This window comes from Bradyrhizobium sp. in8p8 (assembly GCF_000426845.1).
GTDB lineage: Bacteria > Pseudomonadota > Alphaproteobacteria > Rhizobiales > Xanthobacteraceae > Bradyrhizobium > Bradyrhizobium japonicum_C.
On the sequence record NZ_AUGD01000029.1, the window covers coordinates 25,037 to 48,756 of the forward strand.

General features: G+C 64.0%; 22 protein-coding genes and 3 pseudogenes. 14 read left to right on the forward strand and 11 right to left on the reverse strand.

Annotated features, from left to right (window positions below):
• Nucleotides 1–136: 136 nt before the first annotated feature.
• Complete coding sequence (locus tag K408_RS0134905) at nt 137–1,282, reverse strand: YihY/virulence factor BrkB family protein (RefSeq protein ID WP_028146136.1); 1,146 nt, start codon at nt 1,280–1,282, stop codon at nt 137–139.
• A 690-nt stretch (nt 1,283–1,972) separates the two neighbouring features.
• Between K408_RS0134905 and K408_RS0134910 the strand changes: the two genes are divergently transcribed.
• On the forward strand, nt 1,973–2,215 hold the full coding sequence (locus K408_RS0134910) for a hypothetical protein (protein ID WP_024343174.1): 243 nt from the start codon (nt 1,973–1,975) through the stop codon (nt 2,213–2,215).
• A 307-nt stretch (nt 2,216–2,522) separates the two neighbouring features.
• Here the strand turns inward: K408_RS0134910 and K408_RS40590 are convergent, their stop codons facing one another.
• Nucleotides 2,523–2,804 (reverse strand): hypothetical protein, encoded by a 282-nt coding sequence (locus K408_RS40590; protein ID WP_024343175.1) that lies wholly within the window; start codon nt 2,802–2,804, stop codon nt 2,523–2,525.
• Nucleotides 2,805–2,831: 27 nt separating this feature from the next.
• Nucleotides 2,832–3,170, reverse strand: a complete 339-nt coding sequence (locus K408_RS40595) for an ATP-binding protein (protein WP_024343176.1) — start codon at nt 3,168–3,170, stop codon at nt 2,832–2,834.
• 192 nt (nt 3,171–3,362) lie between these two features.
• Between K408_RS40595 and K408_RS42465 the strand changes: the two genes are divergently transcribed.
• The 4 genes and pseudogenes from K408_RS42465 (at nt 3,363) to K408_RS39680 (ending at nt 5,259) form a co-directional block, all read left to right on the forward strand.
• Nucleotides 3,363–3,506: a hypothetical protein gene (locus tag K408_RS42465; protein ID WP_155248791.1), complete on the forward strand. Its 144-nt coding sequence runs from the start codon at nt 3,363–3,365 to the stop codon at nt 3,504–3,506.
• A gap of 592 nt (nt 3,507–4,098) precedes the next feature.
• Nucleotides 4,099–4,299: a hypothetical protein gene (locus tag K408_RS0134940; protein WP_024343177.1), complete on the forward strand. Its 201-nt coding sequence runs from the start codon at nt 4,099–4,101 to the stop codon at nt 4,297–4,299.
• A gap of 15 nt (nt 4,300–4,314) precedes the next feature.
• The gene (locus tag K408_RS0134945; protein WP_024343178.1) at nt 4,315–4,728 is read left to right on the forward strand and encodes a hypothetical protein; all 414 of its coding nucleotides are present in this window, start codon (nt 4,315–4,317) and stop codon (nt 4,726–4,728) included.
• A gap of 84 nt (nt 4,729–4,812) precedes the next feature.
• A pseudogene (locus tag K408_RS39680) lies at nt 4,813–5,259 on the forward strand (low affinity iron permease family protein).
• Nucleotides 5,260–5,868: 609 nt separating this feature from the next.
• Here the strand turns inward: K408_RS39680 and K408_RS0134955 are convergent.
• Together K408_RS0134955 and K408_RS43775 are read right to left on the reverse strand one after the other, a co-directional pair.
• Nucleotides 5,869–7,218, reverse strand: a complete 1,350-nt coding sequence (locus K408_RS0134955) for a caspase family protein (RefSeq protein WP_024343179.1) — start codon at nt 7,216–7,218, stop codon at nt 5,869–5,871.
• Between the two features lie 128 nt (nt 7,219–7,346).
• Nucleotides 7,347–7,705 (reverse strand): annotated as a pseudogene (locus tag K408_RS43775) (hypothetical protein); the annotation flags it as partial.
• Between the two features lie 760 nt (nt 7,706–8,465).
• On the opposite strand from K408_RS43775, the pseudogene K408_RS39685 reads away from it, so the two are divergent.
• Nucleotides 8,466–9,848 (forward strand): annotated as a pseudogene (locus K408_RS39685) (IS1380 family transposase).
• Between the two features lie 1,447 nt (nt 9,849–11,295).
• Nucleotides 11,296–12,165 (forward strand): DUF3800 domain-containing protein, encoded by an 870-nt coding sequence (locus tag K408_RS0134970; RefSeq protein ID WP_024343181.1) that lies wholly within the window; start codon nt 11,296–11,298, stop codon nt 12,163–12,165.
• Nucleotides 12,166–12,328: 163 nt separating this feature from the next.
• Here the strand turns inward: K408_RS0134970 and K408_RS0134975 are convergent, their stop codons facing one another.
• From K408_RS0134975 to K408_RS39695, 3 genes are all read right to left on the reverse strand, one after another.
• Nucleotides 12,329–12,682, reverse strand: a complete 354-nt coding sequence (locus tag K408_RS0134975) for a hypothetical protein (protein ID WP_024343182.1) — start codon at nt 12,680–12,682, stop codon at nt 12,329–12,331.
• 1,194 nt (nt 12,683–13,876) lie between these two features.
• Nucleotides 13,877–14,077: a hypothetical protein gene (locus tag K408_RS44220; RefSeq protein ID WP_349509784.1), complete on the reverse strand. Its 201-nt coding sequence runs from the start codon at nt 14,075–14,077 to the stop codon at nt 13,877–13,879.
• Nucleotides 13,981–14,928, reverse strand: a complete 948-nt coding sequence (locus tag K408_RS39695) for a PDC sensor domain-containing protein (RefSeq protein WP_051160779.1) — start codon at nt 14,926–14,928, stop codon at nt 13,981–13,983. Before K408_RS39695 ends, K408_RS44220 begins: the two co-directional genes overlap by 97 nt.
• A 1,055-nt stretch (nt 14,929–15,983) precedes the next feature.
• Between K408_RS39695 and K408_RS42475 the strand changes: the two genes are divergently transcribed.
• From K408_RS42475 to K408_RS0135035, 7 genes are all read left to right on the forward strand, one after another.
• Complete coding sequence (locus K408_RS42475; protein ID WP_155248793.1) at nt 15,984–16,133, forward strand: hypothetical protein; 150 nt, start codon at nt 15,984–15,986, stop codon at nt 16,131–16,133.
• Nucleotides 16,134–17,058: 925 nt separating this feature from the next.
• Nucleotides 17,059–17,766: a c-type cytochrome gene (locus K408_RS0135010; RefSeq protein ID WP_051160780.1), complete on the forward strand. Its 708-nt coding sequence runs from the start codon at nt 17,059–17,061 to the stop codon at nt 17,764–17,766.
• A gap of 16 nt (nt 17,767–17,782) precedes the next feature.
• Nucleotides 17,783–19,033 carry a c-type cytochrome gene (locus K408_RS0135015; protein ID WP_024343185.1) on the forward strand — a complete coding sequence of 417 codons (1,251 nt, stop codon included), beginning with the start codon at nt 17,783–17,785 and terminating at the stop codon, nt 19,031–19,033.
• A 9-nt stretch (nt 19,034–19,042) separates the two neighbouring features.
• Nucleotides 19,043–19,222, forward strand: a complete 180-nt coding sequence (locus tag K408_RS0135020) for a hypothetical protein (RefSeq protein WP_024343186.1) — start codon at nt 19,043–19,045, stop codon at nt 19,220–19,222.
• Nucleotides 19,219–19,782 carry a cupredoxin domain-containing protein gene (locus K408_RS0135025; RefSeq protein ID WP_024343187.1) on the forward strand — a complete coding sequence of 188 codons (564 nt, stop codon included), beginning with the start codon at nt 19,219–19,221 and terminating at the stop codon, nt 19,780–19,782. The genes K408_RS0135020 and K408_RS0135025 overlap by 4 nt, the downstream gene beginning before the upstream one ends.
• Complete coding sequence (locus K408_RS0135030; protein ID WP_024343188.1) at nt 19,769–21,391, forward strand: b(o/a)3-type cytochrome-c oxidase subunit 1; 1,623 nt, start codon at nt 19,769–19,771, stop codon at nt 21,389–21,391. Before K408_RS0135025 ends, K408_RS0135030 begins: the two co-directional genes overlap by 14 nt.
• Nucleotides 21,391–22,206 carry a c-type cytochrome gene (locus K408_RS0135035; RefSeq protein ID WP_024343189.1) on the forward strand — a complete coding sequence of 272 codons (816 nt, stop codon included), beginning with the start codon at nt 21,391–21,393 and terminating at the stop codon, nt 22,204–22,206. The genes K408_RS0135030 and K408_RS0135035 overlap by 1 nt, the downstream gene beginning before the upstream one ends.
• A gap of 189 nt (nt 22,207–22,395) precedes the next feature.
• Here K408_RS0135035 and K408_RS39700 read toward each other — a convergent pair whose 3' ends face one another.
• The 3 genes from K408_RS39700 to K408_RS39710 form a co-directional block, all read right to left on the reverse strand.
• A complete protein-coding gene (locus tag K408_RS39700; protein ID WP_063828496.1) occupies nt 22,396–22,737 on the reverse strand; it encodes a hypothetical protein in 342 nt (113 codons plus the stop codon).
• The gene (locus K408_RS39705) at nt 22,730–23,104 is read right to left on the reverse strand and encodes a nucleotidyltransferase domain-containing protein (RefSeq protein WP_051160781.1); all 375 of its coding nucleotides are present in this window, start codon (nt 23,102–23,104) and stop codon (nt 22,730–22,732) included. Before K408_RS39705 ends, K408_RS39700 begins: the two co-directional genes overlap by 8 nt.
• A 42-nt stretch (nt 23,105–23,146) precedes the next feature.
• Nucleotides 23,147–23,720: integrase core domain-containing protein (locus K408_RS39710; RefSeq protein ID WP_035698850.1), on the reverse strand; the 574-nt coding region annotated here is incomplete at its 5' end.

Genomic DNA, 23,720 nt, shown 5'->3' on the forward strand with positions numbered 1-23,720 from the left:
AGCTTGTCGGTCGATTCCCGGAGGAGATCGTCGGACCGGTCCTTGGGGGATCGGCTCGCCCTTGCCGGTCTCCTTCGGCACGGCAATCTGCACGAGATATGAGCGGTTCATGAGTCAGCCTTCAGCGCGCGGCGGTTCAGGATCTCGCCGTTCCCAGGGTGTCCGCCATCTTGGCGCCACGCGCGCCCAGCGGTTTGGGCCGACCGGTCGTGGTGTCGCGGGCGGTCTGATGCTCCATCTCGGCGTTGAGCTCCGCGCCTAATAGGACCACGATCGCGGACAGCCAAAGCCAGGTCATGAAGCCTATGACGGCACCCAAGGATCCGTACGTCTCGTTGAAGGAGCCGAAGTTCGCGGCGTAGAAGGAAAACAAACCCGATGCCGCGAGCCAGAGCAGGGTGGCCGCCGCGCTTCCCCATGTGATCCACCTCCATCGGGGAGCGTCCCGGCTGGGGCCGAAGCGGTAGATGCAGGAGAGGGCGAGCGCGAGCGCAACGAAGAGAGCGGGCCAGCGTCCGAACCGGATCAAGATGTCGACGGCGTTCGAGAGACCGACGTACTGAAGCACCACGGGGACCGCGACGACGCCGCCCAGCGCCGCGAGGATGAAAACGATGCCGCCGACTGTGAATCCTAGCGAGATCGCGTTCAACTTGAAGAAGCCGCGCTTTTCCTGCTCGCCGTAGACGATGTTCAGCGTGTCGAACAGCGACTTCATGGCCGCGTTGGCGCTCCACAGCGAGATCGCCAGTCCGCTCGCGAACGCGAAGCCGAGGGTGCGGTTGCCCTTCGTCGCGACGCGCGTGAGCTGCTCGCGCGCGACGTCGACGGCCCCGCCCGGGATGAAGCCGGCGACGTCGTCGAGATGCTTTGCGATGGTGCTCGGATCAGCGAACAGGCCGTAGATGGCGACGAGTGCCGCGATCGCGGGAAAGATCGCGAGCAGGCTGTAGTACGTGATGCCGGCGGCAAGCGCGAGGATGCGGTGGGTGCCGATATTGCCATAGACCCGCCAGAGAATGTCCTTCCATCCTCTTGCCGGGATGTCGCTAGGCGAAGTCGCTTGGCGTCCGCGGTCTCCGCGTTCGGTCGCCGCGGGCGAGGCGCCGTGCTCGGCCTCTCTGGTCTCCGGGAATTTATCTGCCCTTTCGGGCCGGTCCCCATGGTCCGGCGTGGCGATGCGGTCGAGCAGGAACGCTACCGCGACGAGGCCGAGAGCTCCAGCCAAGCTCCATCCGATGCCGTCATTCCGTAGTACGTCCGTCTTTTGCGTGTGAGCCATGCAAGGTCCTCCGCGAGCTCAATCGCATCGCGGGGATTTGGTTTCCCGGCTCAGCTTCGCAGCGAGCTCACTGGTAGCTCGATGCTGACGTGGGAGCCCTTGCGGTCGCCAGTCGCGCGCGATCTTGCCGTCGATGCGCTCGATGGTTGTCTCGACTAACCTGGTGCCGAAGCCGGGTTCCCGGCGCCTGGACATTGCAGGCGCCGCTCTCGGTCCACTCCATTCGGACACGATCCCCTGTCATCGACCATGCGGCGGTTATGGAGCCGCCCTCGTGGTTCAGGGAGGCGGTCCTCCAAGTACCGACGCCTTTCGCTCGTGCGGACGAAGGACATCGGAGAAGCTGGCGACCGCGGCCACATTCGTGCCGAGGATCGGCGGATCAGCGCGTCAGTTTCCGCCCGCGTGCAGACGTCCTGATAAGGCTTCTGCGAATTCCTCCTTGGTCTCCGCGCTGCGGGCGGGCCGGCATCGGGCTCGAGAGTGCTGATGCCGGCCGAATGAGCGCCGCAGACCATGCCGAGCTTGACCTGGCGCGGAGCACCTCGTCCGGGCGGTCGGACATCACATCGGCCTAGACTCCAACGCTCGGACGAGCCGATATCCCGCAACTGGTCGAGATCGAGGTTCCAGTGCGGTCCGTCAGGGGGCGGCTAATTTCTGCCTCGAGGGCCTTGCGCGGGCCGGGACATGCGTCTGGCCGCCCGCCAGAACATTCCCGATTTGCGCGACGTTCTCGGCGGCGAGCGCCTCCTTCAACAGAAGCTCTCGTTGCACGCTTTCCGCTGCGCCTTCTGCACGCTGGCGTGCGAGGTCGGCGGCCGCGCGCAATCGTTCAGCCAGCGGAACGGTCTGCTTGAATCGCCGGCGCCGTTTCTTTGGCTCATTTTCCATAAGACCAGAGTACGGGTGGCGGATGAAGGCGGACTATAGCTTTGGCTAAAACGATAGGCGGATCAGACCATCGGCGCTCAAACGCAAGGTGATGCGGCCATCAGCGACTTTGGACAGGGCTCCGAGGCGTACCGTCGCCGAAGGACGACAGGATGGCGCCGGCAGGTCCAGCACGTTGAGCCCCGTCGCCAGTAGCTTGAGGCAGAAGCTTCAAGGCTTATCCAGGACGTCGCCGACTCTGGCCGCAGCTGCTCATAAGTGACCGGCTTGGAGAGGAGCTCCACGCCGAGATCGACGCGTCCATGATGAACGATTGCGTTTCTGGAGTAGGCTGTAGTGAACACGATTACAGTCCTGGGCGAAGCTTCGTGGTCTCATCGGCTAAACCTTGCCGCTCTTGCCAGGAAGCACCACGTCCATGAACAGGAGATCGATGCGCTGATCGGACTGCAGAGCCGATTGCTGCGTCGGCAGCCTTCGCCTCGAGAACTTCGCTCAAGATCATCATGCTATAGGTGCGGACTTCCTCGTTGTCCTCTACGACCAGGATGACCTCGCTGCCGCCGGCCAGGACCCGATCGGCAGCTTCCTTGACTTCACCGTCGCCGCGATAGCGCGGGAAGTGCATTTTACGGCGGTTCCTTCACCCACCTCGCTATAGAACGTGACGTGACCGTCGGATTGCCGAACCCGTGGACAACGCTAAGCCCAAGGCCCGTGCCCCGTCCCGCTGCCTTGGTGATATAGAAAGGCTCGAACCGACACCGTCTTTCGAAATGCCCGCGCCCGAATCGGCGACGCTGATGACCACGTACTGGCCCGGTACGACTTCGGCGGCGTTCTCGACATACCGCTCGTCGAGGAACGTGTTCGCTGTCCCGATCGTGAGCTTGCCGCCGTCAGGCATCGCATCTCGCGCGTTTACGTCGAGCTTCAGGATCGCGCTCTCGAGCTGATTGGCGTCCGCATTGTCCACAAGCGAGGGGCCTTCCAACTCGATCTGCTCTCCAAGCGTGATGCAAGAACTCCGTTATATCCCGAACCAGGCCATTCAGGTAACGGCTAGGGCGCCAGAAACCAACCCGAACTCCGCACGTTGACCAGACTTGGGGCGCAGCCTGTGGAGAGGCGCATGATTCTAACGGAGACCCTCCTCGTAAACTGTCCGAGCTGCGGAGCTTGGCCGATGGCCGCCCGCGAGCCGAAAGGCGACTACGGGCAGCGCGACTTCCGGCTCAAATGCGCCAAGTGCGGCCATGACGATTATGGGCGGCTGCAGCGCTCCGCATCCGTCGAGCGCTTTTCGCAGCAGCGGCACGCCACCGGCTAATCTATCCGCCTGCGGCGAGAGCCGACCGACGTCTGGCCGGCGATAGTGACTCTAATCCGTACGGGTGGGTCGCTTGGCTATTGCGCGCTCGACCTCGTCGGCCAGAACAGCGAGGTGCTTGGCGATCCGCGCGAAGAGTTCCCGCTTGGTCGATCCGTAGCAAGATCGCTGATCAGCTTGCACTCGGCCGAGCCGGTCCTGAGCTTTTCCGGCTGCGAGACCATGTCCTGCATCCCGCCGATTCCTTCAGACCGCGCGGTCGTCGATGGGCCGCCATCGGCGCATGCTCGCCGTTATTCGCGCATCCGCAGGGCCGGGCCGGAGGCTCTTCCAAGGATCGGTTTTCGTCGACGAGATGATGCTTATGCATGGTCACTTCCCCCCGAATGACGCCCGTCTAGGCGCGCAGGTTGCCAACTTGTAGCTGACACTTCCAACGTGAGGTTCGTTCTCATCCCGGCTGGGTAGGAACACGTATGCGTTTTTTGCGTCGCAGCGTCTGAATCGGTTGCCCTCGGCGCGGATTACGTATGAGATGAGACGTCCCCGTAGGGGCGAACTTCAGAAAGAGCATTGTAGGGGAGGGGTTTGCATGTTTGACGACGCTACGACCGCTCTTTTGCGGTCGGTCCTGGATGAGGTCTGTCGAAACGTCGCGACCGCCGAGACGGGCATGCGCACGCACGTCGCGAGCAAGATACTCGAAGCCGCTAGGCAGGGGGAGCTTTCCCCAGAGCAGTTGCGTCAGGTCGGGCGCGACGCGCTTTCCCGCGCCCCCACCATGTGGCTTTGACATCCGGAGCCGTGCGTGAATTTTCAGGTGACCGTCCTGAAGATACTGGTGAGTTATCCGGAAGGATTCGCTGTGATGGAGGATCTCAAGCGGGACATGGCTATCCTGGCGACCAGCGGCCGCGAGTGGGCGGACCGGACGAGGCGACTTGCGGCGCGGGTGCCGGACCTGGACATCTTCTCTCAGGGGCTGGTGGATCGTGAATCCGGAGGGTGGAAGGTCACACCGAAAGGAAGGGCGGTCCTCGAGTTCATGGAGGCGCGCCCGACAGTGGGGGTCGCGTCGGCACCAGTCGCGGTTTCCGCGGCCGAAGGCGAGCCAGCGCCCGCGGCTGCTCTAAGGCAGCCGGTCGACAGGGCGAAGCTCAGGCGCGAGCGCCGAGAGCGGCACCGCGAGGCGCGCGAGCGGGCCCGCGCCAAAGCGTCTTGAGTAACTGTCTGATCAGGGGCAGGACAACTTGCGTAGCGGGAACCCGCGAACCCCTTCGCCCGTTCTGCCGTCGTCGGAGGTCTCATGAACGACAGGCGGAAGAAAAAGGAGGGCGGCGCTGCCTCCTTCTTCGGCGAGTTTGCCACCCGTACTTCGCAGGCTGCGGGCCGCGCGTCGGCCTTCGTGCTCGCCGCCCTCGTGGTCGTCGTGTGGGCCGTGACGGGACCGCTGTTCGGCTATTCCGACACATGGCAGCTGATCATCAACACCGGCACCACCATCGTCACCTTCCTGATGGTCTTTCTCATTCAGAATTCGCACAACCGCCACAGCGCGGCCATGTAAGTCAAGCTCGACGAACTGATCCGGGTCGGGGCGGCGCGGAATTCGCTGGTCGGCATCGAGCACCTCACCGACGAGGAGATCGAAGACCTGCGGAAGAAATACGAATCGCGCGCCAAGGCGGAGAAGGTGACGAACGAGCATGTCAAGACGACCGGACGACGGGCCGCCGAGCAGGCGGCGAATTAAGTGACGTGCAAGACGAGCTGGAAGCTGCTTCAGCACTGCGGGCTGCTGCATGCCGCCGAGAGATACGACTTCCGCCGCGGGATCTACCGGGAGGCCGTCCATCGGCCGACGCAGCATCGCTTCGCGTGTAGGAGCCGCCTCCGCTGCTGCCCGACAGGCGGCCCCTCGCCGTCAGGGTCACCCCGCCGGTGACCGTCGTCGCCTGAAATGATCCGGATGGGCTGACGCTTCCTCCGCCTCCTCCGGCGACCGTGACGCGGGTGCCGGACACGGTGAAGGCGCCGCTACCGCTTCCTTGGCAATTCGTGCTGGTGCCGTTGAATATCCAGCTGCCGTCGTAAGCACCGGCGCCTCCGCCGTCTCGGCTCACCCGTCGAGAGGGGCGCGGCTCCTCCGTCGCAGGCTTGCTCCGCCTAGTGGACAGGGCAGGCTCAGTCGACCGATTCGGCCGCGAGCCCGACAGCGACTTCTCGTCGTTGCCGATCGAGCCGCCCGCGCTGCCGGATTGGGCGAGTGCGGACGCCGCGGTCGCGAGAGCGAGCAAGGAGCCGAAAGCGACGCTGCGGAGAAGGGCAATGGTCATGAGCTGCAATACGGAGAAGAACGAAGTCAGCGGCCGGAGCCGCCGGCGCAGACCGCTCCGACAATGCGGCAAGCTTTGCCAGTCTTGCCGCATTCGTCAAGCGCGGCGTCCCTCGCGCGCTGCACGCCCTCGCGCTGAACCAGCGACCAGGATTTGTCCGAGATCGCAAACGCGCCGCAGCTCTTGCCGTAGAACGACAGCTCGATCGGGCATTTGGCGCCGCCGCAGTTGCCGCGCGCGTCCGCCACCCCTGCGCGCCGCGAGGCGTGATTCCAGGAGATGCCCCATTTGCTGCTGTCCGGGCCGTAGACGATCGAGCCCCAAGGCTTGAGATCCTGCATCTTGCGCATCCGCAGCAGCAGGCCTTCGGTCGCTTCGCCCGTCGGCGCCATCGCAATACGCTGCTGCAGCCTGGTGATGGCGCGCGTCAGACCGTCGGCCGTGTCAGGATCGAAATTGAGATCGTAGAGGCGTTGGCTGACCTCGCTGAGCAGCGCGGCGTCGCGCAAGGGGACGCGGTCGGGATCGGCGCGCAGGCGATCCGCGGACAGGGGATCCGGCTGCATCGTCGCGATCTGAGGCGGGGCCGTGTGCGTCGGCGGCACGAAATAGAACGTGCCGTCGATCGGCGAGGACGAGACCCAGGGCTGCTGCGCGCCCGCGGTGGCGCGCTTCACGGCGAGGCGGACCTGATTGAAGGTCTGGAACACGTCGAGACCCGCGACCCGGATCGTGGTGGCCAGCGCCCTGGTGTAGGGGCTGTGGCCGTCGGTGCCGTCCTGCGCGACGTTACCGGGCTGGGTCGCATAGGAGACCAGCGTGCCCTCCGGCGCGCGCATCTGGGCGAGGCCGCCGTCCGAGGCCCGCAGGCCGCGCGATCCGAACGGGTTGTTGCGGCAGGCATCCAGGATCACGAGGTTGAGGCGCGTGCCGGAGCCCTGCATCTGCCGCAGCACCATGTTGACGCCGGTCATCTGGAAGTCGACATCGGCCTCGCGCGTCGGATTGGCGCCGACCGGCACGAGAAAGTTGGGGCCCGCGACCTGCACGCCGTGTCCGGCATAGTAGAACAGCGCGACGTCGGCGCCCTGGACCTGCCGGCCGAAGCTCTGGACCGCGACGTCCATCCCGCCCTTGTCGAGATCGAGCTGGGCGCGGCCGCCGATCAGCGTGAAACCGAGCGTACCCAGCGTCTCCGCCATCAGACTTGCGTCCTTCGACGGGTTGTCAAGCGGCGTGATGTTCTTGTACGCGGAATTGCCGACGACCAGCGCGATGCGCTTCTCGGCGGCAGCTGGGCTCGTTTGCGCGGCCCAAAGGGCCGTCATCAGGGCTATGGCGACGAAGGATACGGGACTGAAAAACCTCGCGTGCATCGAAAATCCTCGAACAAACGCGGCAAGCGTACCAGACGGCGCTTCGTGCGGAAAGACGGAGCGAACGTGCAACACTGCTTTCGATGCAATCGGACAGCCGTTCCCGGCGGCGTCGCCGGGCGGTCGTGTTAGTTGGTTTCAGACAGGCAACGGCAGATATCATCGTCGCGTAAGCGGCGCCCGTGCGATAGCGGGTCGCCCCGAAGCTGCGGCAGCGCATCTTCCTTCACGCAGCGGATTACGATCCGCAGCGTCCCGTCCGGAAGCGTGCGCTGCAGCTTCAGGGGCCTTGTCGCCCCGCGGTCCAGGTCTCGACCTCGTCGGCGGTCGTCAGGATCACCGGCACCGCCTCGGGTGGATGACGAAGACTTCGGCGTTGGCCTCGGTCGTCAGGAGGGCATAGAGGTCGTTGGTGGTCTCCTTCCTTGACCTTTATGACGGATGTCCAGTTGGTCCAGATGCCGACGAAGCAGGCGAGCGGGCGCGAGGGGTAGTGCGCTTCGGGCAGGAGAGTATTGTGGCGTGGCGGAGTTCGGCGCCAGAGGTCGGCACGAAACCTATCTCGCGATGATCCAGGAAGTCTCCGCCAATCCGGTTCAGGATATGGTCGAATGTCTGTTGCGCGATATCCCCAATCTCGCGATGGGCAATCCGGACAATCAGGGCCGCAATTCCGCCCTGCCTAAGTTTTCGGACGGCAGCGTCCGCCTGGCGCCGTTGTTCGACGTCGGTCCGACGAGAATCGACGCCTCGTCGATCATCGTGCGACCAATTGGGAGTGCATGCGTCGATCCAACCGGGACACCAGCCCGGATTGGCGGGAGGTCTGCGAAGCCGTTGTGCGTCCGGAGGTGCCCGAAGCAGTTAGGGGGCGCTCGCTGGCAAGGAAGATCTGCTTTCGCGCCCTTCCGGAGATCGCGCAAAGGCATGTGTCCCTCGGACCGTCGTCGACCTCGCCATCGTCAAGCACGAAGAGATGGCGGACGGCGTGGCCAAGCTTCGCAACCTTCCGACCTACGGGTGATCGACATGTCGAGATGGCGCAAACTGACCAAGGACGAGATGCAGGCACGTCGCGCGGAGATCGCGGCCAAGGCGCGTGCTGGGACGCTCCGATTGCCGCATGTGGTAGCGGAGATGCGGCACGCGCTAGCCCGGATATCTCACAGGATTGAGCGCATCGAAGCGCCGAATCAGCGAAAGTTCTTTTGCGAGAAGCACTTTGCGATGATTCGAGGAGCGCCCCGATGCCGACGGAGTGTAGCGCAGAACCGGTTCGCGGCGAACTATTCGAGTTTGGCCCTGTGGAAGGCTGCGCCGTGGTGGCGGGATTTGACGGTGGAGCGATCACGTCGGACGCTGGCGCGTTGCTGTTGGGCGCGACGGATCGGGCGATCGGTCTGCTCGGGCGTTTTGCCGGGTGCTTCCTCGATGGCCGGCGCGCGGAATACGTCGAGCACCGGGTCGCCGCTTTGGTGGGGCAACGCGTATTCGGAATTGCGCTCGGCTATGAGGACGTCAACGACCACGACGAGCTGCGGCACGATCCGGTGATGGCGGTGATGGCGGGCAAGCTTAGAGCCCGACGGGCGGACTGTGCGCCGGTGGCGGGCAAGTCGACACTGAACCGGCTCGAGCTGAGCCGCGATCGGGTGACGCGATATCACAAGATCGGCCATGACCCGGCAGCCATTGAAGGGCTATTCGTCACGCTGTTCCTGGAGGCGCACAAGGTGCCGCCCAAGGAGATCATCCTCGATCTCGACGCCACGGACGATCCGCTGCACGGGCATCAGGAGGGGCGATTCTTTCACGGTTACTACGACTGCTACTGCTATCTGCCACTGTACATCTTCTGCGGCGATCACCTGCTGGCGGCGAAGCTGCGACCTGCGAACATCGATGCCTCGGCAGGGTCGGTCGGGGAGATCGCGCGGATCGTGGCGCAGATCCGCGCGGTCTGGCCGCAAACGCGCATCATCCTGCGCGCCGATTCCGGTTTTGCGCGCGACGCGCTGATGACGTGGTGTGCGAAGGCAATGGGGTGGACTTCATCTTCGGACTGGCCAGGAACGCGCGGCTCGCCGGCACGATCGAGGCCGAACTGGCCGAGGCGCGCGAGGAAAGCCAGGCGACCGATCAGCCTGCGCGCCGCTTCAAGGAGCTGATCTGGTCGACCCGCAAGAGCTGGAGCCGCAAGCGCCGGGTCATCGCCAAGGCCGAGTGGACGAAGGGCGAGGCCAATCCGCGCTTCATCGTCACCTCGCTGACGGCAGCCGATGGCGACGGCCGCCACCTCTATGAAGAGGTCTACTGCGCCCGCGGCGAGATGGAGAACCGCATCAAAGATGCCAGATGGACTTGTTCGCCGATCGCACCTCCGCCGGCACCATCAAGGCCAATCAATTGCGGCTATGGTTTGCCTCAATGGCCTATGTGCTGGTCGAGAACCTGCGCCGCATCGCTTTGCGGGCGACCGACCTGGCAGATGCGAGCTGCGGCACGATCCGCCGCAAGCTGTTCAAGATCGGGTCCGCCGCATCAAGTTCGCCATGGCATCCGGCTGTCCGTACAAGGCGGTCTTTGCCAGCGCGCATCAAGCCCTCGCCGCTGCCGCCAATACCGGCTGAGCCAGCACGACCTCGCCGATATCGCCGATCGTGCGCCCATAGTGGCCTCGGCGCGCCCCGACTTACCCGCATGCCGTGCGCACCCGATCTCAGACTCGCTTGCCGCGAGCCGCTTGCCCATAGCCGGCTCGAAGCCCCAACTCGGAAGTCGCCACAGGACCGCAATTCGCTCGCAACCATGCCTAATGCACCGTCGCGTGAGAAATCCGGGCTAGGGCTTTCGCAGCCCGAATTCGCTAAGCTGTTCAAGCTTACGACGCGCCAGGTCGCGGACATTGAACGGGGCCGCGATCCCGACGGCGGAGACACTCCTCAAAGTCGGACGGGCCTTCGGCTTCCAGATCGGCTTCGTGCCTGTCCGTTCGCCGGTACCCGATATTTCTTTCGGAGGAGGATGAGGCGGCTCCCGGTCAAAAATGTTAGGCCGCTCCGTGTCCGACGACCTGATCGTGGAGCTGCAGGCGAGCTGAGCCCGGAATGTCGCGACGAGGGGGCTAGTTCATGGTTCCCTCCGACGCGGCGCTTGCCTTAGCTTGCCTTAGTACGCTGGCGCGTTCCAAATCTCGCTAACCTAGCCGTCATGTTCAGCGAGAAGTCGATGGTCTCTTCCAACCCGCCTTCCTGTTTCGAGCGTATCGTAGATCCCCTGCACAGTGATGGATGCCGCGAGGTGAGGGAAGCGGGATGACGGTGCCGAGGTCCTGGATCGATTCGTCGGTCCACGTACCGTCGTGGTGCCGCCTATGGACGGTCATGAGAAGAGCCTCTTCGATCTGCAGGACAGTGGCGACGCTTCGAGGCTTCGAAAATCCCGCAGCCTAGCGCTCGGGTCTCGATCAAGGACGTCGAAGGAAAAGACCCCAACGATGATCGCAGGTCTTGGCTGGATGCTCATCGGACCTCCGGGAAGCGAGTTTACTTGCCCCGCTGGCTGCTGGATGAAGATCTGGTGGTCCGTCGCCCGCTCGATGTGGTCCGCGAGCGAGATCTCGCCGAAAGCACGCTCCTCACCCTCGGCAAACTCGCGGATGTTGCCATGCACCAGCAGTCCCGGCAGGACACCCGCCAGTTCGTTGAACTTGCGCCGTTATGGATCCGTCCCACCTGGATCGCCAGAGCGAAGCCGGGGGGAAGACGTCCCGTTCAGGAGCGCGCGCCGCAGCGCGGTCGGACGACCCCCTTGTACAGGTCGAGCCGGACTCGGCGCTGGCAATCGGACCGGATGAACTGCGAAATCGCACGCTTTCCCAGCCGGTAGACCATGGCGAACGTAGCTCCGAGGACATGCGGAAGACGCCGAATCCTTCGCGGCCGCACGACGCGGCAAAAGGCCGGCCATTTAATAATCCGGACATGCAGACCAAGCGATCCGTCGCTCAGATCCACGGATTTCCCGGATTCGTGCCGCCATTGGAAATGCAACCGAAGCAATGGTATCGCTGACGGCATGCCGACAGCACCGAATCCGAATCCGAAGCAGCCGCTGCTGCACCTTTATCTTGACGAGACCGGACCCCGTCATCCCGACCGGGCCGCGGTCCAGACCAAGCATGGCAACGACTGGTTCGCCATCGGCGGGTTTCTGGTGAGGGCGGAAGACGAGGAGGCCGTCAAGACGGCGCTGGCCGACTTCAAGAAGCACTGGCCGCAGATCACCGCCCCGCTGCACCTCACCGACATGCGGTCGGAAAAGAAGAAATTCGCGTGGATCGGCAGACTCTCAGGGACCGAAAGAGACAGGTTCTGGTCGGGCTTCCGGACCTTCCTTGCCGGCATCCCGGTAGCCGGGACGGCGTGCGTAATCGATCGGCCCGGCTATGTCGCCCGCGGCTACGGAAAGCGGGAAGGCGATTCCAAGTGGCTGCTGTGCCGCAGCGCCTTCGACATCGTAGTGGAGAGGGCGGCCAAGCTGGCCAAGCAGCAGGGCCGCCGCCTGAAGATATTCTACGAAATGGCCGACCCGGCTACCAATGCGATGATCGAGGGCTATTTCGACCGGATCAAAACCGCTGGCATGGGCTTCGATGCGCATAACTCGGCGAAATACCTGCCGCTGACCGCGGCCGACTTCCAGCACCTTCTTTTGGACATTGAGGGGAAGGACAAATCGAACCGGTTGATGCAAGTCGCCGACACGTACGTGTACGCCATCGCCCGGGGCAGCTACGACCGAAAGTTCGGCATCTACCGCCGTCTGGCCGAATCAGGACGCCTGGTGACCAGCCAGGTCGCCATCGAGCACGCCCCTATCCTGGGTGTGAAAACCTATTGTTTTGAATTGGTTAAGCAGTCCAGAAACAACAAAGGCCGGGTGTGACCCCGACCTCTGATGCGGCCCCCATACGGAAGACCTGCAGGCAATGCCTGCGATCTAAATACATCGGATGCGTAAAAGTTCAATGAGCTTTTTGGACTAACGGACAGGCAAAAATGGAAGTCTACTGCACCGGGACGGTCCGTATTCGGCATCGCCAGACCGGTCAAGTCTTTGAAGTGGAGGACGACGAGCTTGACTGGGACATGGTCGGCAGCGATGAGCAGAACATGGGGCCCGAGTTCCGCCACGAAGCGTCGTCGAACATGCCGATCTCGGCACCCTCACTTGGAGTCTGTGGGAGTACCCAGTCGGCGTCGAGAATTACCAAGATACTGATACTGATGTCGGGCAGCACGAGCTCCTGCAGGACTTTGACTACGGCCTGCAACATGAGCCGCGCGAACTGGATGAATGACTGGACTCCGCGCCGCCCGATGATCCGTTTTGGGTTTTCATGCAATCCTACCGAGGCACGATAGGTCTGCTCGCTGGACAAGGCACCGAGGACGGCCGTCATCTCGTCAGCCGCCTGGTCTTCTCGCAGCGTGACAGCGCTCGAGACCTACCTGGGCGATACACTAAATCAACGAGGTGTTCTCAGACGACAGGGTGCTTGAGCGCCTGACCGATCAAGACGAACTCCGCAACCGCGCCATATACGCACATCGGCGCAGCACGCCGAAGCATGAGGCGCAGGGTCGACTACTCGTTCTCCGAGAAGGCATTGCCGGTGAGCGGACGGTCGCGCATCAGAAGCGTTGCTTACAACAGGCGGGTTCGACGGGGACGTCAAACTCGCTTGTCTTTCTCGGCCGATGCGGGTGACGTTGTTGCGGCGAGCGCGATCAGGGGCCAGCGTCGCCAGCCTCTGGATGCGATCGAAAACCCTCGCCTGCATCGCAGAATGCCCGCGCCAACGCCGCCAACCTACCAGACGGGATTTGGTGCGGAAAGACAAGCGATGTGCTCGAGGGCACCGCGGCTTCGTCCCGGCAGAGCGGAGGCGACCGTGCCGCGGCGATCGCGGCCGCGTTCGCTTGCGTTCGGCGTCACGGACTCACGCGCACCGATTTCAAGATCATGATCGCAGCGGCCCCGCTTGCGCCGACGGTAGACGGCTCGCCCAGTTCTCGTACAGAGGCAGAGGTAATACGCAGGCGCGGGAGGCATTTGTACACCCGTGCGGCGGGCCGACCTACGATTGGTTTCTGAGTTCGACTCTGAAGTCCGGAATATAAGAATTCCGAGTCCTTGGACCGACGTGAATCTGAAGCGCGCAACGAGCGCGTGGGACCTCGCCCTCTCGTCAGAAAGGGGGACCCGACTTTCCCGTCATCTATATGACCGGCACCGCCGCCGGCGGCTGGGCCAGACTCGGGGTGCCCAAGTGCATCCTTCTCGCCATGCCCTTCGCGCCTGCCCAGCTTGTTACCACCCTTTCCCAGCTTCTCATTGCTGGCGGCCCCACCGACCTGACGTAGCGGAAGTCGCGCGAGCGATGCCATCGGTCCGCGATGCGACGGACAAGCGGTGGAGATGTTCAACGAGGTGCTGGCAAACCAACGGGGAGGTCCCTTGAATCACCCGTAGTTTCCCAAGTTGCGGCGCCAGCCCCCATTTGGCACGTGACGCCCTCCCGCATGCGAGAAATGTTCCCGCGAAATGGTGCCGCCGTGGGGACTCCAGATCTGGGTGGAGACGGCGATGCGGGTCACGCGCTTGCTGGCCATACTGATCGTTGAACTTCTTGAAGTTCTTTCTTCTGGCGGTGGTTGGCGCGGTAGATGATGCGCGCCTCCTCGGCTTCTCCGGCCTTCAGAGCGGAGATGACCTGCTCCATGCGCGGCCGGTCCTCCCTGTGGACGCCGGCGAGAGCCGGGGTCCCCAGCAGCCTCGCGGGGTCCCAACCCAGGATACGGGCGCAGGACGGGGAGGCGAGAGGATCCGCTCGTCCAGCCCGACCCGCATCACGACGTCGCTGCACTGTTCCGCGATCAGGCGGAAGTCACCCTCCTTGGCGACGAGCGCCGCCGCCATGCGCTGTCCCTTCGCGAGATGACGCACCAGGAAGAAGCCGATCAGCGCCATCGACATGGTCAGACCAGTGACGATGCCGAAGCGCGTGACGCCCTGCCGGCGCCATGGGGCGAGAACATCGCTCTGCGCCTTCGTGGCCAGCACGACGAGCGGATACCGGCCGCTCTTCCGGTAGAAGCTCAGCCGCTCCTGTCCATCCAGCGGCGACTTGAAGTAGTAGGCGCCCGCATCCGGACGTTGGTCCATGGTCCGGAATAACGGAGAGCCCGACATGTCGCGGCCGACGTAGTCGCCGCTCTCGTCGCCGCTTCTGGCCAGCATTGTGCCGTCGGCGTTCAGCAACGAGACAGCGCCGTTCGGCCCGATGTCGAAGCGCCGGTAGAAGTGCATGAAATAGGCGACGTCAACGCTCGTCACCACGCCGGCGAAGCTGCCGTCGGGATGATCGAAGCGTTGGGACGCGGTGATGATCCACTGCCCGCCGGACCGGCTCTTCACCGGCCGACCTATCAAGGTGCCGCGATCCGCTGAGGCGCGGTGGCGCTGGAAGTAGTCTCGGTCGCTGTTGTTGAAGTCGGAGAAATCGCCATCTTCGGTGGTCGCCAGCCAGCGGCCGGTTTCGTCGTAGACGAAGATGCCGGGGATGCGCTGTCGGTTGTATTTGCGGGCCTGCAGGAAGGTCTGGATTCTAGCAACTGCGGCCGGGCTCCTCCCGCCGACTTCCATCCGGTCGACCATTCCGGCGAGAACGGTGTCGGCGAGCTCGAACGTGTCTTCCGCATCTGCGTCAGCGACTGGGCGAGGTTGGCCATGTCGACTTCCGCGTTGCGCAACTCGACTTGGCGGGATTCCCATTCCCGCCATCCGCTCAGCGCCAGAATGGCCACGCAGGCCAGCGCGACGAATGCCGCCGCCCACAGCGGGAAGCGAGCATTGTCAACCTCGCGGCGGGTGGTTGGCATCGGACAATGGCTCCTTTTCGCCCAAGCTCGCACCTGCGCGTAAACGGCGGATTTGCAGCGGCGACAGGATGCGCCGTCCGGGTAAGCATTGTTTCATCGTGGTGTCCGGGATCTTACGTTTTAGGGTGATCGTCCCTTAACCACGCGACTGGCCCGCGAGAGCGAGTTGGATGTCATGGAACGGAGAAGGCGCGGCTGCTCAAGCCTGCACGGAGATGTCCTCGCCAGCGCGCCGCCAACGATCCGAGCAGTCGACGGCCTTGCGGTGTCTGCCGCAACCACCATGGAGGCCCGCCCTGTTTCGGTCTTTCAGGCCTTGGCTCCGGAGGTCGTCGACGCGACAATCAGCGCGCCTGCGGATGGTGACCCGGCCGCTTTCCGTAAGCGCAACGGGGCTCAGGGCCGCATTGCGCAGTCGCCGTCGGTCCGCCCTTGGGTCTGTTGGGCTGATAGCCGGAAGCGTCGGCTCGCCGACCGCGGCCTGCGGTGGGGCGGGCTGCACGCATGTCGTTGACCTTCCCCGGCTTCACCTACCCGGCGCCTACGACCCGGGAGGCGCGGCTGCCCAGCTCCTCGCGGTCCCCTTATCGGCTGCCTCGTTTCCCTCCAGCCACGAGGAGCCCGATACGCTGTCGTCGTTGACGGGTTTTACCAACCGGATTTGACAAATGTTGCTAGAATCTACTTGGCGGTTTTCGGAGCTCCATCACATGCCCACTATGAATGTTAACGTCGCCGAGGAAATGACGAGCTTCGCCGCGGAAGAGATTGCGAGCGGCGACGACGCTACCGCCAGTGGTGCGCGATGCATTTAGGCTGATGAAGCGCGACCGCGAAAGTGAGGCCGAAAAGATGGAGCCTCTCAAGCGCGAACTCGCGGCTGGCCTGCGGCAAGCTGAGCGCGGCGCATCTTCCGAATTCGGCGTAATGGACATCGCGCGGAGCGTGATCGAAGAGGGAGCGGCTTAAATCAGAAAATCCTGCGGGAAACGAATAGACTTTCGGTAATGAGCAAGTCGGCCGTTATGCCGGGATCATCGATGCTGGGGTCGCGTTCATCTCGGAAGATCCCACCCGCACCCCCACTCATGAGCGGGAGGAGATAGGATCGGGCGTGCGTTCATTCCATCTGCGGTTGGCGTCCCGCCGTCGCAGCGGCGCATCGCACATCTTGTACTCCAATGTTGGCGGCGACGAGAGGCGGCGACCTTGAGGTAGCCGTCTTCTCCACGAAATCCGAGCCGAGACGAGGCCTTGCCAGGCTGCTGCGAAATATGAACGCTGAACGCAGGCGTCGACAACTCCGAACCGGTGAATTCGGATGCTGGACCGTTGCTCACGACGGCATCACAACGCCACCGATCAAGGCAATTGATGGAGCGTGACGCTCTCAGAAGTTGTCGGATCATGCGCGCGCGCGGGAAAATACGTCCAGCTCAAGGGGGGCGGGATCGTCGCCGCTCCGAATCGTGTCCGGAAAGCGTAGCCGAACGCATCCGTCAGATCGCGGGCAGCCACCGCGAAGATCGATGTCAGATCGGCGGCGTCCTGGCCCACGAACTCGAGCAGTCCGAGACCTCCCGTGCCTCAGACCTCGTTGAGGACCTGTTTCCAGGAGGAGGGTCTTCCCGTGACTACGCCCGGATCGGAAATTCCGGCGCTGCCCCTCGGCGGACCTACGCGCGAGCTTCACGCAGGCATTTCGCTCAATGCGAACCGTCGTCGCGAGCGTACCTTGCGACCCTACCGAGCGGCAATGCGTGTCGTTCCGGTTGCGAGGCTTTTGGATTCCTAGGCACTCCGGAGCCTCGTTGCGCTCGGATCAGTTCCGACGACAGGAACAAATCGGACGGCCGCACGTTTTGCACCTTCTTGCGCAGCTTTGGGGTGCCGCGTGCGGTTGCAAAACGTGCTTCTCGGGTTCGGGTTGGGTCTATCCATTCAGGCTTCTCCCGCTTCTGCTCAGACGCCCAGCCAGCCGCCGGATACGATGGCGGCCCGCGTCGAAGCCTGCACGCCCTGTCATGGCAAGGATGGCGAGGGCACCAGCGACGTCTACTTCCCCCGCCTGGCCGGCAAGCCGGCCGGTTACCTCTACAACCAGCTCCTAGCCTTCAAGAACGGCCGGCGGAAGTATCCGCCGATGAACTACCTGCTCGAATACCTCGCCGACCCGTACCTGCAGGAGATGGCCGAACACTTCGCCGAACAGCGCCCGCCGTTGCCTGCGAGCCCAGCGAGCGACGTGAGCCAGCCAGTCATGCAGCAAGGGCAGGCACTGGTCACGCGCGGTGACCCGGCCCGGCAGATACCGGCGTGCGGCAGTTGCCACGGACCGAATCTCACGGGCATGGAACCCGGCATTCCTGGCCTGCTGGGACTCCGTCCGAACTACGTCAGCGCGCAGCTGGGCGCATGGCGTTACGGCACGCGGACCGCGAAGGCCCCGGATTGCATGCAGCAGGTCGCGGCGCGGCTCACGGAGGCCGACGTCACCGCCGTAGCCGCCTATCTCGCGAGCCGGCCCGCTCCGATCAACAACGCTCCAGGCCAGAAGGGCGCCTACGTGCTCCCCTTCGCCTGCGGCAGCCAGTCGGACTGAGAAGGCGGAGATGCGCGTGCCCTCACGAATCCTAGGCCTGGCCCTGCTGTCCCTCCTAGCGGCACCCACCGCGGATGCGCAGCAGCAGAAATCCGAGGCCGGCGGCGAGATCGTCAAGCGCGGCGAGTACCTCGCTCGCGCCGGCGACTGCATCGCGTGCCACACCGCTCCTGAGGGCCGCGCCTTCGCTGGCGGACGCGCGATGCCGACCCCGTTCGGCACGCTGTTCTCGTCTAACATCACTCCCGATCGCGACACCGGCATCGGCAAGTGGAGCGCCGACGACTTCTACATCACGATGCACAGGGGCCGCTTCCCCGACGGAGGCCTGATCTATCCAGCCATGCCGTTCGCCTCCTATACCAAGGTGACGCGCGCCGACAGCGACGCGATCTTCGCCTACCTGAAGTCGATTCCGCCGGTGAACCAGAAGAACCGCGAGCACGACCTCCGTTTTCCCTACAACAACCGCCAATTGATCCTCGGCTGGCGCACGCTGTACTTCAGCGAGGGCGAGTACAAGCCCGATCCTTCAAAGTCCGCGGAATGGAATCGCGGCGCGTATCTGGTCGAAGGGCTCGGCCATTGCGGCATGTGCCATTCGCCCATCAACGCGCTCGGCGGCACATCGCAGTCCGACGCCTTCAAGGGTGGGCTCATTCCGATGCAGAACTGGTACGCGCCGTCGCTCACCTCGAATCGCGAGGCCGGGCTCGGCGATTGGAGCATCAAGGATATCGTCGACCTTCTGAAGACCGGCGTATCGGCGCGCGGCGTCGTGTATGGACCGATGGCCGAGGTCGTGCACAACAGTCTGCAGTACCTCACCGACGAGGACACCAAGGCGATGGCGGTTTACCTGAAGAGCATCGCGGAGCCCGCGTCACCTCCGCCAGCCGCGACAAAGTTGCCGACGAGCGAGAGCAGTCTCCTGATCAGTCTCGGCAAGACCGTCTACGACGCGCGCTGCGCGAGCTGCCATGGCGCGCAGGGCGAAGGCAAGCCGCCGCACTGGCCGCCGCTCGCCAACAACCAGTCGATCGAGATGGAATCGGCGGTCAACGCGATCCGGATGGTGCTGAACGGCGGCTACCCGCCGAGCACCGAGGGAAATCCCCGCCCCTACGGCATGCCGCCGTTCGCGGGGCTCCTCTCGGACAACGAGGTCGCCGCCGTCGTGTCCTATATCCGGACGGCATGGGGCAACCGCGGCGCCCCGGTGAGAGCGCGGGAAGCCAACGAATTGCGCTCGGCTCCGCTGAACTGAGGCATGCTGATGATCAACTCGGAGCTTCCGGAGCAGGTCGAGAACACCGCCGACGATCGCGTCAACCGCATCGTGGCCGCCGGACCCGGCGGCGCGCTCATGGTTGCCGGGCTAGCCACCGCGCTGGTGGTAGCGATGTGGTTCGCCTTCTATCTGTTCGTCTTCCTGCCGCGCGGGCCGCTGCAATGACGGTGCAGGAGGACCATCACGGCGCCGAGGTCGCCGTGCGGACCGAGAAGCGGTGGGCGATTATCTCCGTTCTCATCATCATTCTCCTCGCGGTACTGGCCGCCTTTGCTGGCATCCATCGCGCGACCATGCCGCAGGCCCGCGTCGAGACCATCGATCCGACACGACTGCACGTGTCCGGTGAATTCGTCGAGTCCAATCTCGGCAGCATGCTCGAATCGAATGGCACGGTGACCGTGAGGGCAATCGGCCAGCAATACTCGTTCACGCCGGCCTGCCTCCTGGTGCCGGCGCAGACCCCGATCACGCTACGGGCGACCAGCGCCGACGTGGTCCACGGCATCCTTATCCAGGCCACCAACGTCAACGCCATGCTGGTGCCCGGCTACGTGTCGGAACAGTTCATGCGGTTCGAGAAGACCGGCGATTACCTGATGCCCTGCCAGGAGTTCTGCAGCTTCGGCCACGAAGGCATGTGGGGTAAAGTGAAGGTGATCGACAAGGCGGCGTTCGCGGAGCGCGCCAAGAACGGCGGGAGGCTGAGCTGTGTTGGAGAATAGGAAGCTCATCCTCGCTCACTTCTGGCTCGCGTTCGCCGCCTTCGGCCTGGCCCTTTTGATGGGCGCCTGGCAGATGTTCGTCCGCAGCCCGCTCTACACCTGGATCAGCAATCCGGAGTGGTACTACCGGTCGCTGACCGCCCACGGCACGGTGATGGGCTATGTCTTTCCGACCCTCGTCGCCATGGGGTTCGGCTATGCGATCACCGAATCGGCGCTGAAGCAGCGCCTCGTCGGCGTGCGTTGGGCCTGGGTTGGCTTCTGGCTGATCGTGACAGGAAGCATCATGGCGATGGTGCCCGTGGCGCTCGGCCGGGCGTCGGTGCTCTACACGTTCTATCCGCCATTGATCGGCAACGCGTTCTACTACATCGGCGTCGTGCTGGTCGTCGTCGGCTCCTGGATCTGGGTCGCGCTGATGTCGATCAACCTGCGGGTCTGGCGCCGAACACACCCCGGCGAGCCGGTACCGCTCGCGATGTTCGCGAACGTCGCCGGATCCTACCTCTGGGCCTGGACCGCGGTGGGAGCCGCGCTCGAGCTCCTGCTGCAGATCATTCCGGTCGCGCTCGGCTGGAGGACCACGATCGACGCCGGGCTCGCCCGCGTGTTCTTCTCCTGGACGCTGCATGCCATCGTCTATTTCTGGCTGATGCCGACCTACATCGCCTACTACACCATCGTGCCGCGCGCGATCGGCGGCCGGCTCTACAGCGACACCATGGGGCGCATCGCCTTCATCCTGTTCCTGGTGGTGGCGATGCCGATCGGCATTCACCACACCTTCGCCGACCCGCAGGTCGGTGCCGGCTTCAAGTTCATCCATTCTGCCTTCACCGCGCTGGTCGCGCTTCCGACCTTGCTGACCGTGTTCACGATCTGCGCCTCGGTCGAGATCGCCGCCCGTTTGCGCGGCGGCCGTGGTCCCTTCGGCTGGATCCCGGCGCTGCCATGGCGGAATCCGATCATGCTGGCGGTGGCGTTCTCGTTCGTGCTGCTCGGTTTTGGCGGCGCCGGAGGGCTGATCAACATGAGCTATCAGCTCGACAGTGCCGTCCACAATACGCAGTGGATCACGGGGCACTTCCACCTGATCTTCGGCGGGGCCATCGTCATCATGTATTTCGCCATCGCCTACGATCTGTGGCCGCACCTGACCGGGCGCGCGCTGCCGAGCCTGAAGCTGGTCCGCACCCAGCTCTGGCTCTGGTTCGTCGGCATGATCGTGACCACGTTCCCCTGGCACTGGGTCGGCATCCTCGGCATGCCGCGCCGCATGGCGTACTACGACTACGCGGACCCGGCGATCGCGCCTCAGGCGTTCTCCGTCACGCTATCGGCGATCGGAGCGTTCATCCTGCTGATTTCCGGCCTGCTGTTCCTGTTCATTCTGGCGACGGCCCATCGGCAGCCGGCCTCCGAGGCCAGCGAGTACCGCTTCAGCCTCCCCATTCATCCGGTGCGGTCGGTCCCGCTCGCCTTGAACACCTTCGCCATCTGGGTGGCGCTGATGATCGGGCTGACGATCACGAACTACGGCTACCCGATCCTGACGCTGGCCGCGCGTTCGGACACGTCCGTTCCCGCCGTCTACGTGGGAGCGCAGTGATGAGCACCCGCGAACTCTTCACGTTCAAAAATGCCTATTTTTCTGCGAGCGTAGGTATCACCGCCGGTCTGTTCGTGCTGACCGCGCTGGGCGGGTTCATTTTGTTGCCATATCTCCAGAAGGAAGTTCGGTTCGCCAGCCTCTGGGACGCCATCTGCAGCGCGGCCGGGCTGCCGCAGCGGGCGGCCGCGGTGGCGACGGGCAAAGTGGGACCTCGCCTCACCGAAGCGGTCCTGACGCCGACGATGCTCGCCAGGCCGAGCCAGGAGTCCATCGGACGGGGCGCGACGCTTGCGCACCGCTGCGCAATCTGCCACGGCCCGACCGGCCTGAGCCGCGCCGATTCCCCCAATCTCGCGGGGCAGTACGCAAGCGTGATCTACAAGCAGATGCTCGACTTCCGCTCGGGCGCGCGGACCAGCGCGATCATGTCGCCCTTCGCCGCCGACCTCACAGATCAGGAAATCGCCGACGTCGCCGCATACTACGCCTACCTGCCGCGGCTGCCGGCCTATCATCCCGAGCGCAAGGCGCCCAAGCCGCGCATCGTGATCTACGGCGCACCGCTGCGGGGCATCGCGCCCTGCGGCTCCTGCCACGGCAGCCTCGACAACAAGGTCGGCAGTCCGTGGCTGGAGGGTCAATCGGAGGTCTACATGAGGGAGCAACTGCTGGCCTTCGCCTCGGGGCAACGCCGCAATGACATCAGCCAGCAGATGCGCAACATCGCGCGCGCGATGACGCAACAGGAGATCGACGAGGCCGCGGCGTATTACGCCTCGCAGCCGCCCGACGTCGTGAAGGCCGTGGACTGACTGGAAAATCTGGCCTCTCGATCGTGCTGCGGCAGGTCTTGTTGTCGTCGACGTTGACGAAGGCGGGGCGCATCAGCGCGCGAGACGGGAGCCTAGCGAGCTTCGCGGCGGGAGGCGGCGGATCAAGCGCGAGAACGGCCGCCTCAAGCTTCCTCGCGCAATCAATCAGAGCAGCGAGAAGCTTCCCGTCTATTTCGGCGATCCCCTCGTATTCGACCTTGTTGCACTCGTTGTGACATCTTGCGAACACGCGAGATACCGTTGGATCGAGATTGTCACGGTGTGCACCAACGCCTGGAAGACCACGTATCGGTTCTGCGAACCACCGAGCCGCCGAAGGGCTGCCAATGCCAGCGCGTGCGAGGCATTGTAGGCGAGATCGAAACGGCTTTCGGGAGACAAGCCGTCGTTCCGCGCGTCATTCAGCCGTTTGCCCGCGGAAGCGACGAGACCGTCGAACTCGTCCCGCCCAGGCGGCCCGACATGCAAGACATTCCTGTCGACGAGCGCATCGAGCTGCTCTTTACCCATGCAGCTCCTCCTCGTTGCCGATCAGGAAGATCTTGGGCTGTCCGGAAATCCGGTCCACGAAGGAATCCGGCCTGGCCTTCTTGCGCTTCCATTCCTCGGGCGTCATGAAGATTGGGTTCACGGACCGCCCCAGGTCGGTCTCCGCCGCCTGGAAGACCTCGTAGAGGAGGGCATAATCGAGGTCGTCCCCGACCGCCATCACGTCGACATCGCTCGTCGCCGTGTCGCTTGCCTTGGCGACGGACCCGAACACGAAGGCTGCGGCGACACGATCCGAATGCGGCAACAGTGCGCGGCGGAGCGGCTCGCGGAGGCCGACCGTTTTCGCGATCAGACTACGCAATTCGGGGAAACTGGCGAACTGCAATTCGCGCTGTAATGTTTCTGCTTGTGACCTGAGCCCCAACTTTCATCCACCGATGAGTAGAGTCCCGGTGACATTTGAGCCCAATGGGCTCGGTGAAGCAACGGGGTGGGGCGCGGAGCCCCCGGCATAGCGCAGCGCCTCGCCCCGTTGCGGTCGGCAAGCACTGCGATCGATGAATTCGCTCGGCGTGAGATCGCCGAGCGAACTGTGTGGACGAACGTTGTTGTAGTCGTCCTTCCATGCAGCCAGAACGGCGTGAGCCTGAGAGAGCGAGGTGAACAGCGTCTCGTTGAGCAACTCGTCGCGTAGCCGGCCGTTGAAGCTCTCGATGAAGGCGTTCTGCGTTGGCTTGCCGGGCGCAATGTAGTGCCACTCGATCCGGATCTCCTGGCACCAGCGCAGAACCGCCATACCGGTGAACTCGGTGCCGTTGTCTGAGACACACATGGCCGGACGGCCACGCCGGGCGACGATCGCCTCGAGCTCGCGCACGACACGCAAGCCGGGTAAGGAAGTGTCGGCGACCAGCGCCAGGCATTCGCGGGTAAAGTCGTCGACGACCGAGAGAATGCGGAAGCGCCGACCATCGACGAAGGCATCCGACAGAAAGTCGAGG

Bases quoted from the DNA above. Each gene is read 5' to 3' on its own strand.
- K408_RS0134905 (WP_028146136.1), bottom strand. From the start codon at position 1,282: ATGGCTCACACGCAAAAGACGGACGTACTACGGAATGACGGCATCGGA.
- K408_RS0134910 (WP_024343174.1), top strand. From the start codon at position 1,973: ATGCGTCTGGCCGCCCGCCAGAACATTCCCGATTTGCGCGACGTTCTC.
- K408_RS40590 (WP_024343175.1), bottom strand. From the start codon at position 2,804: ATGCACTTCCCGCGCTATCGCGGCGACGGTGAAGTCAAGGAAGCTGCC.
- K408_RS42465 (WP_155248791.1), top strand. From the start codon at position 3,363: ATGGCCGCCCGCGAGCCGAAAGGCGACTACGGGCAGCGCGACTTCCGG.
- K408_RS0134940 (WP_024343177.1), top strand. From the start codon at position 4,099: ATGTTTGACGACGCTACGACCGCTCTTTTGCGGTCGGTCCTGGATGAG.
- K408_RS0134955 (WP_024343179.1), bottom strand. From the start codon at position 7,218: ATGCACGCGAGGTTTTTCAGTCCCGTATCCTTCGTCGCCATAGCCCTG.
- K408_RS0134970 (WP_024343181.1), top strand. From the start codon at position 11,296: ATGCCGACAGCACCGAATCCGAATCCGAAGCAGCCGCTGCTGCACCTT.
- K408_RS0134975 (WP_024343182.1), bottom strand. From the start codon at position 12,682: ATGACGGCCGTCCTCGGTGCCTTGTCCAGCGAGCAGACCTATCGTGCC.
- K408_RS39695 (WP_051160779.1), bottom strand. From the start codon at position 14,928: ATGGAAGTCGGCGGGAGGAGCCCGGCCGCAGTTGCTAGAATCCAGACC.
- K408_RS42475 (WP_155248793.1), top strand. From the start codon at position 15,984: ATGAAGCGCGACCGCGAAAGTGAGGCCGAAAAGATGGAGCCTCTCAAG.
- K408_RS0135020 (WP_024343186.1), top strand. From the start codon at position 19,043: ATGATCAACTCGGAGCTTCCGGAGCAGGTCGAGAACACCGCCGACGAT.
- K408_RS0135025 (WP_024343187.1), top strand. From the start codon at position 19,219: ATGACGGTGCAGGAGGACCATCACGGCGCCGAGGTCGCCGTGCGGACC.
- K408_RS0135035 (WP_024343189.1), top strand. From the start codon at position 21,391: ATGAGCACCCGCGAACTCTTCACGTTCAAAAATGCCTATTTTTCTGCG.
- K408_RS39700 (WP_063828496.1), bottom strand. From the start codon at position 22,737: ATGGGTAAAGAGCAGCTCGATGCGCTCGTCGACAGGAATGTCTTGCAT.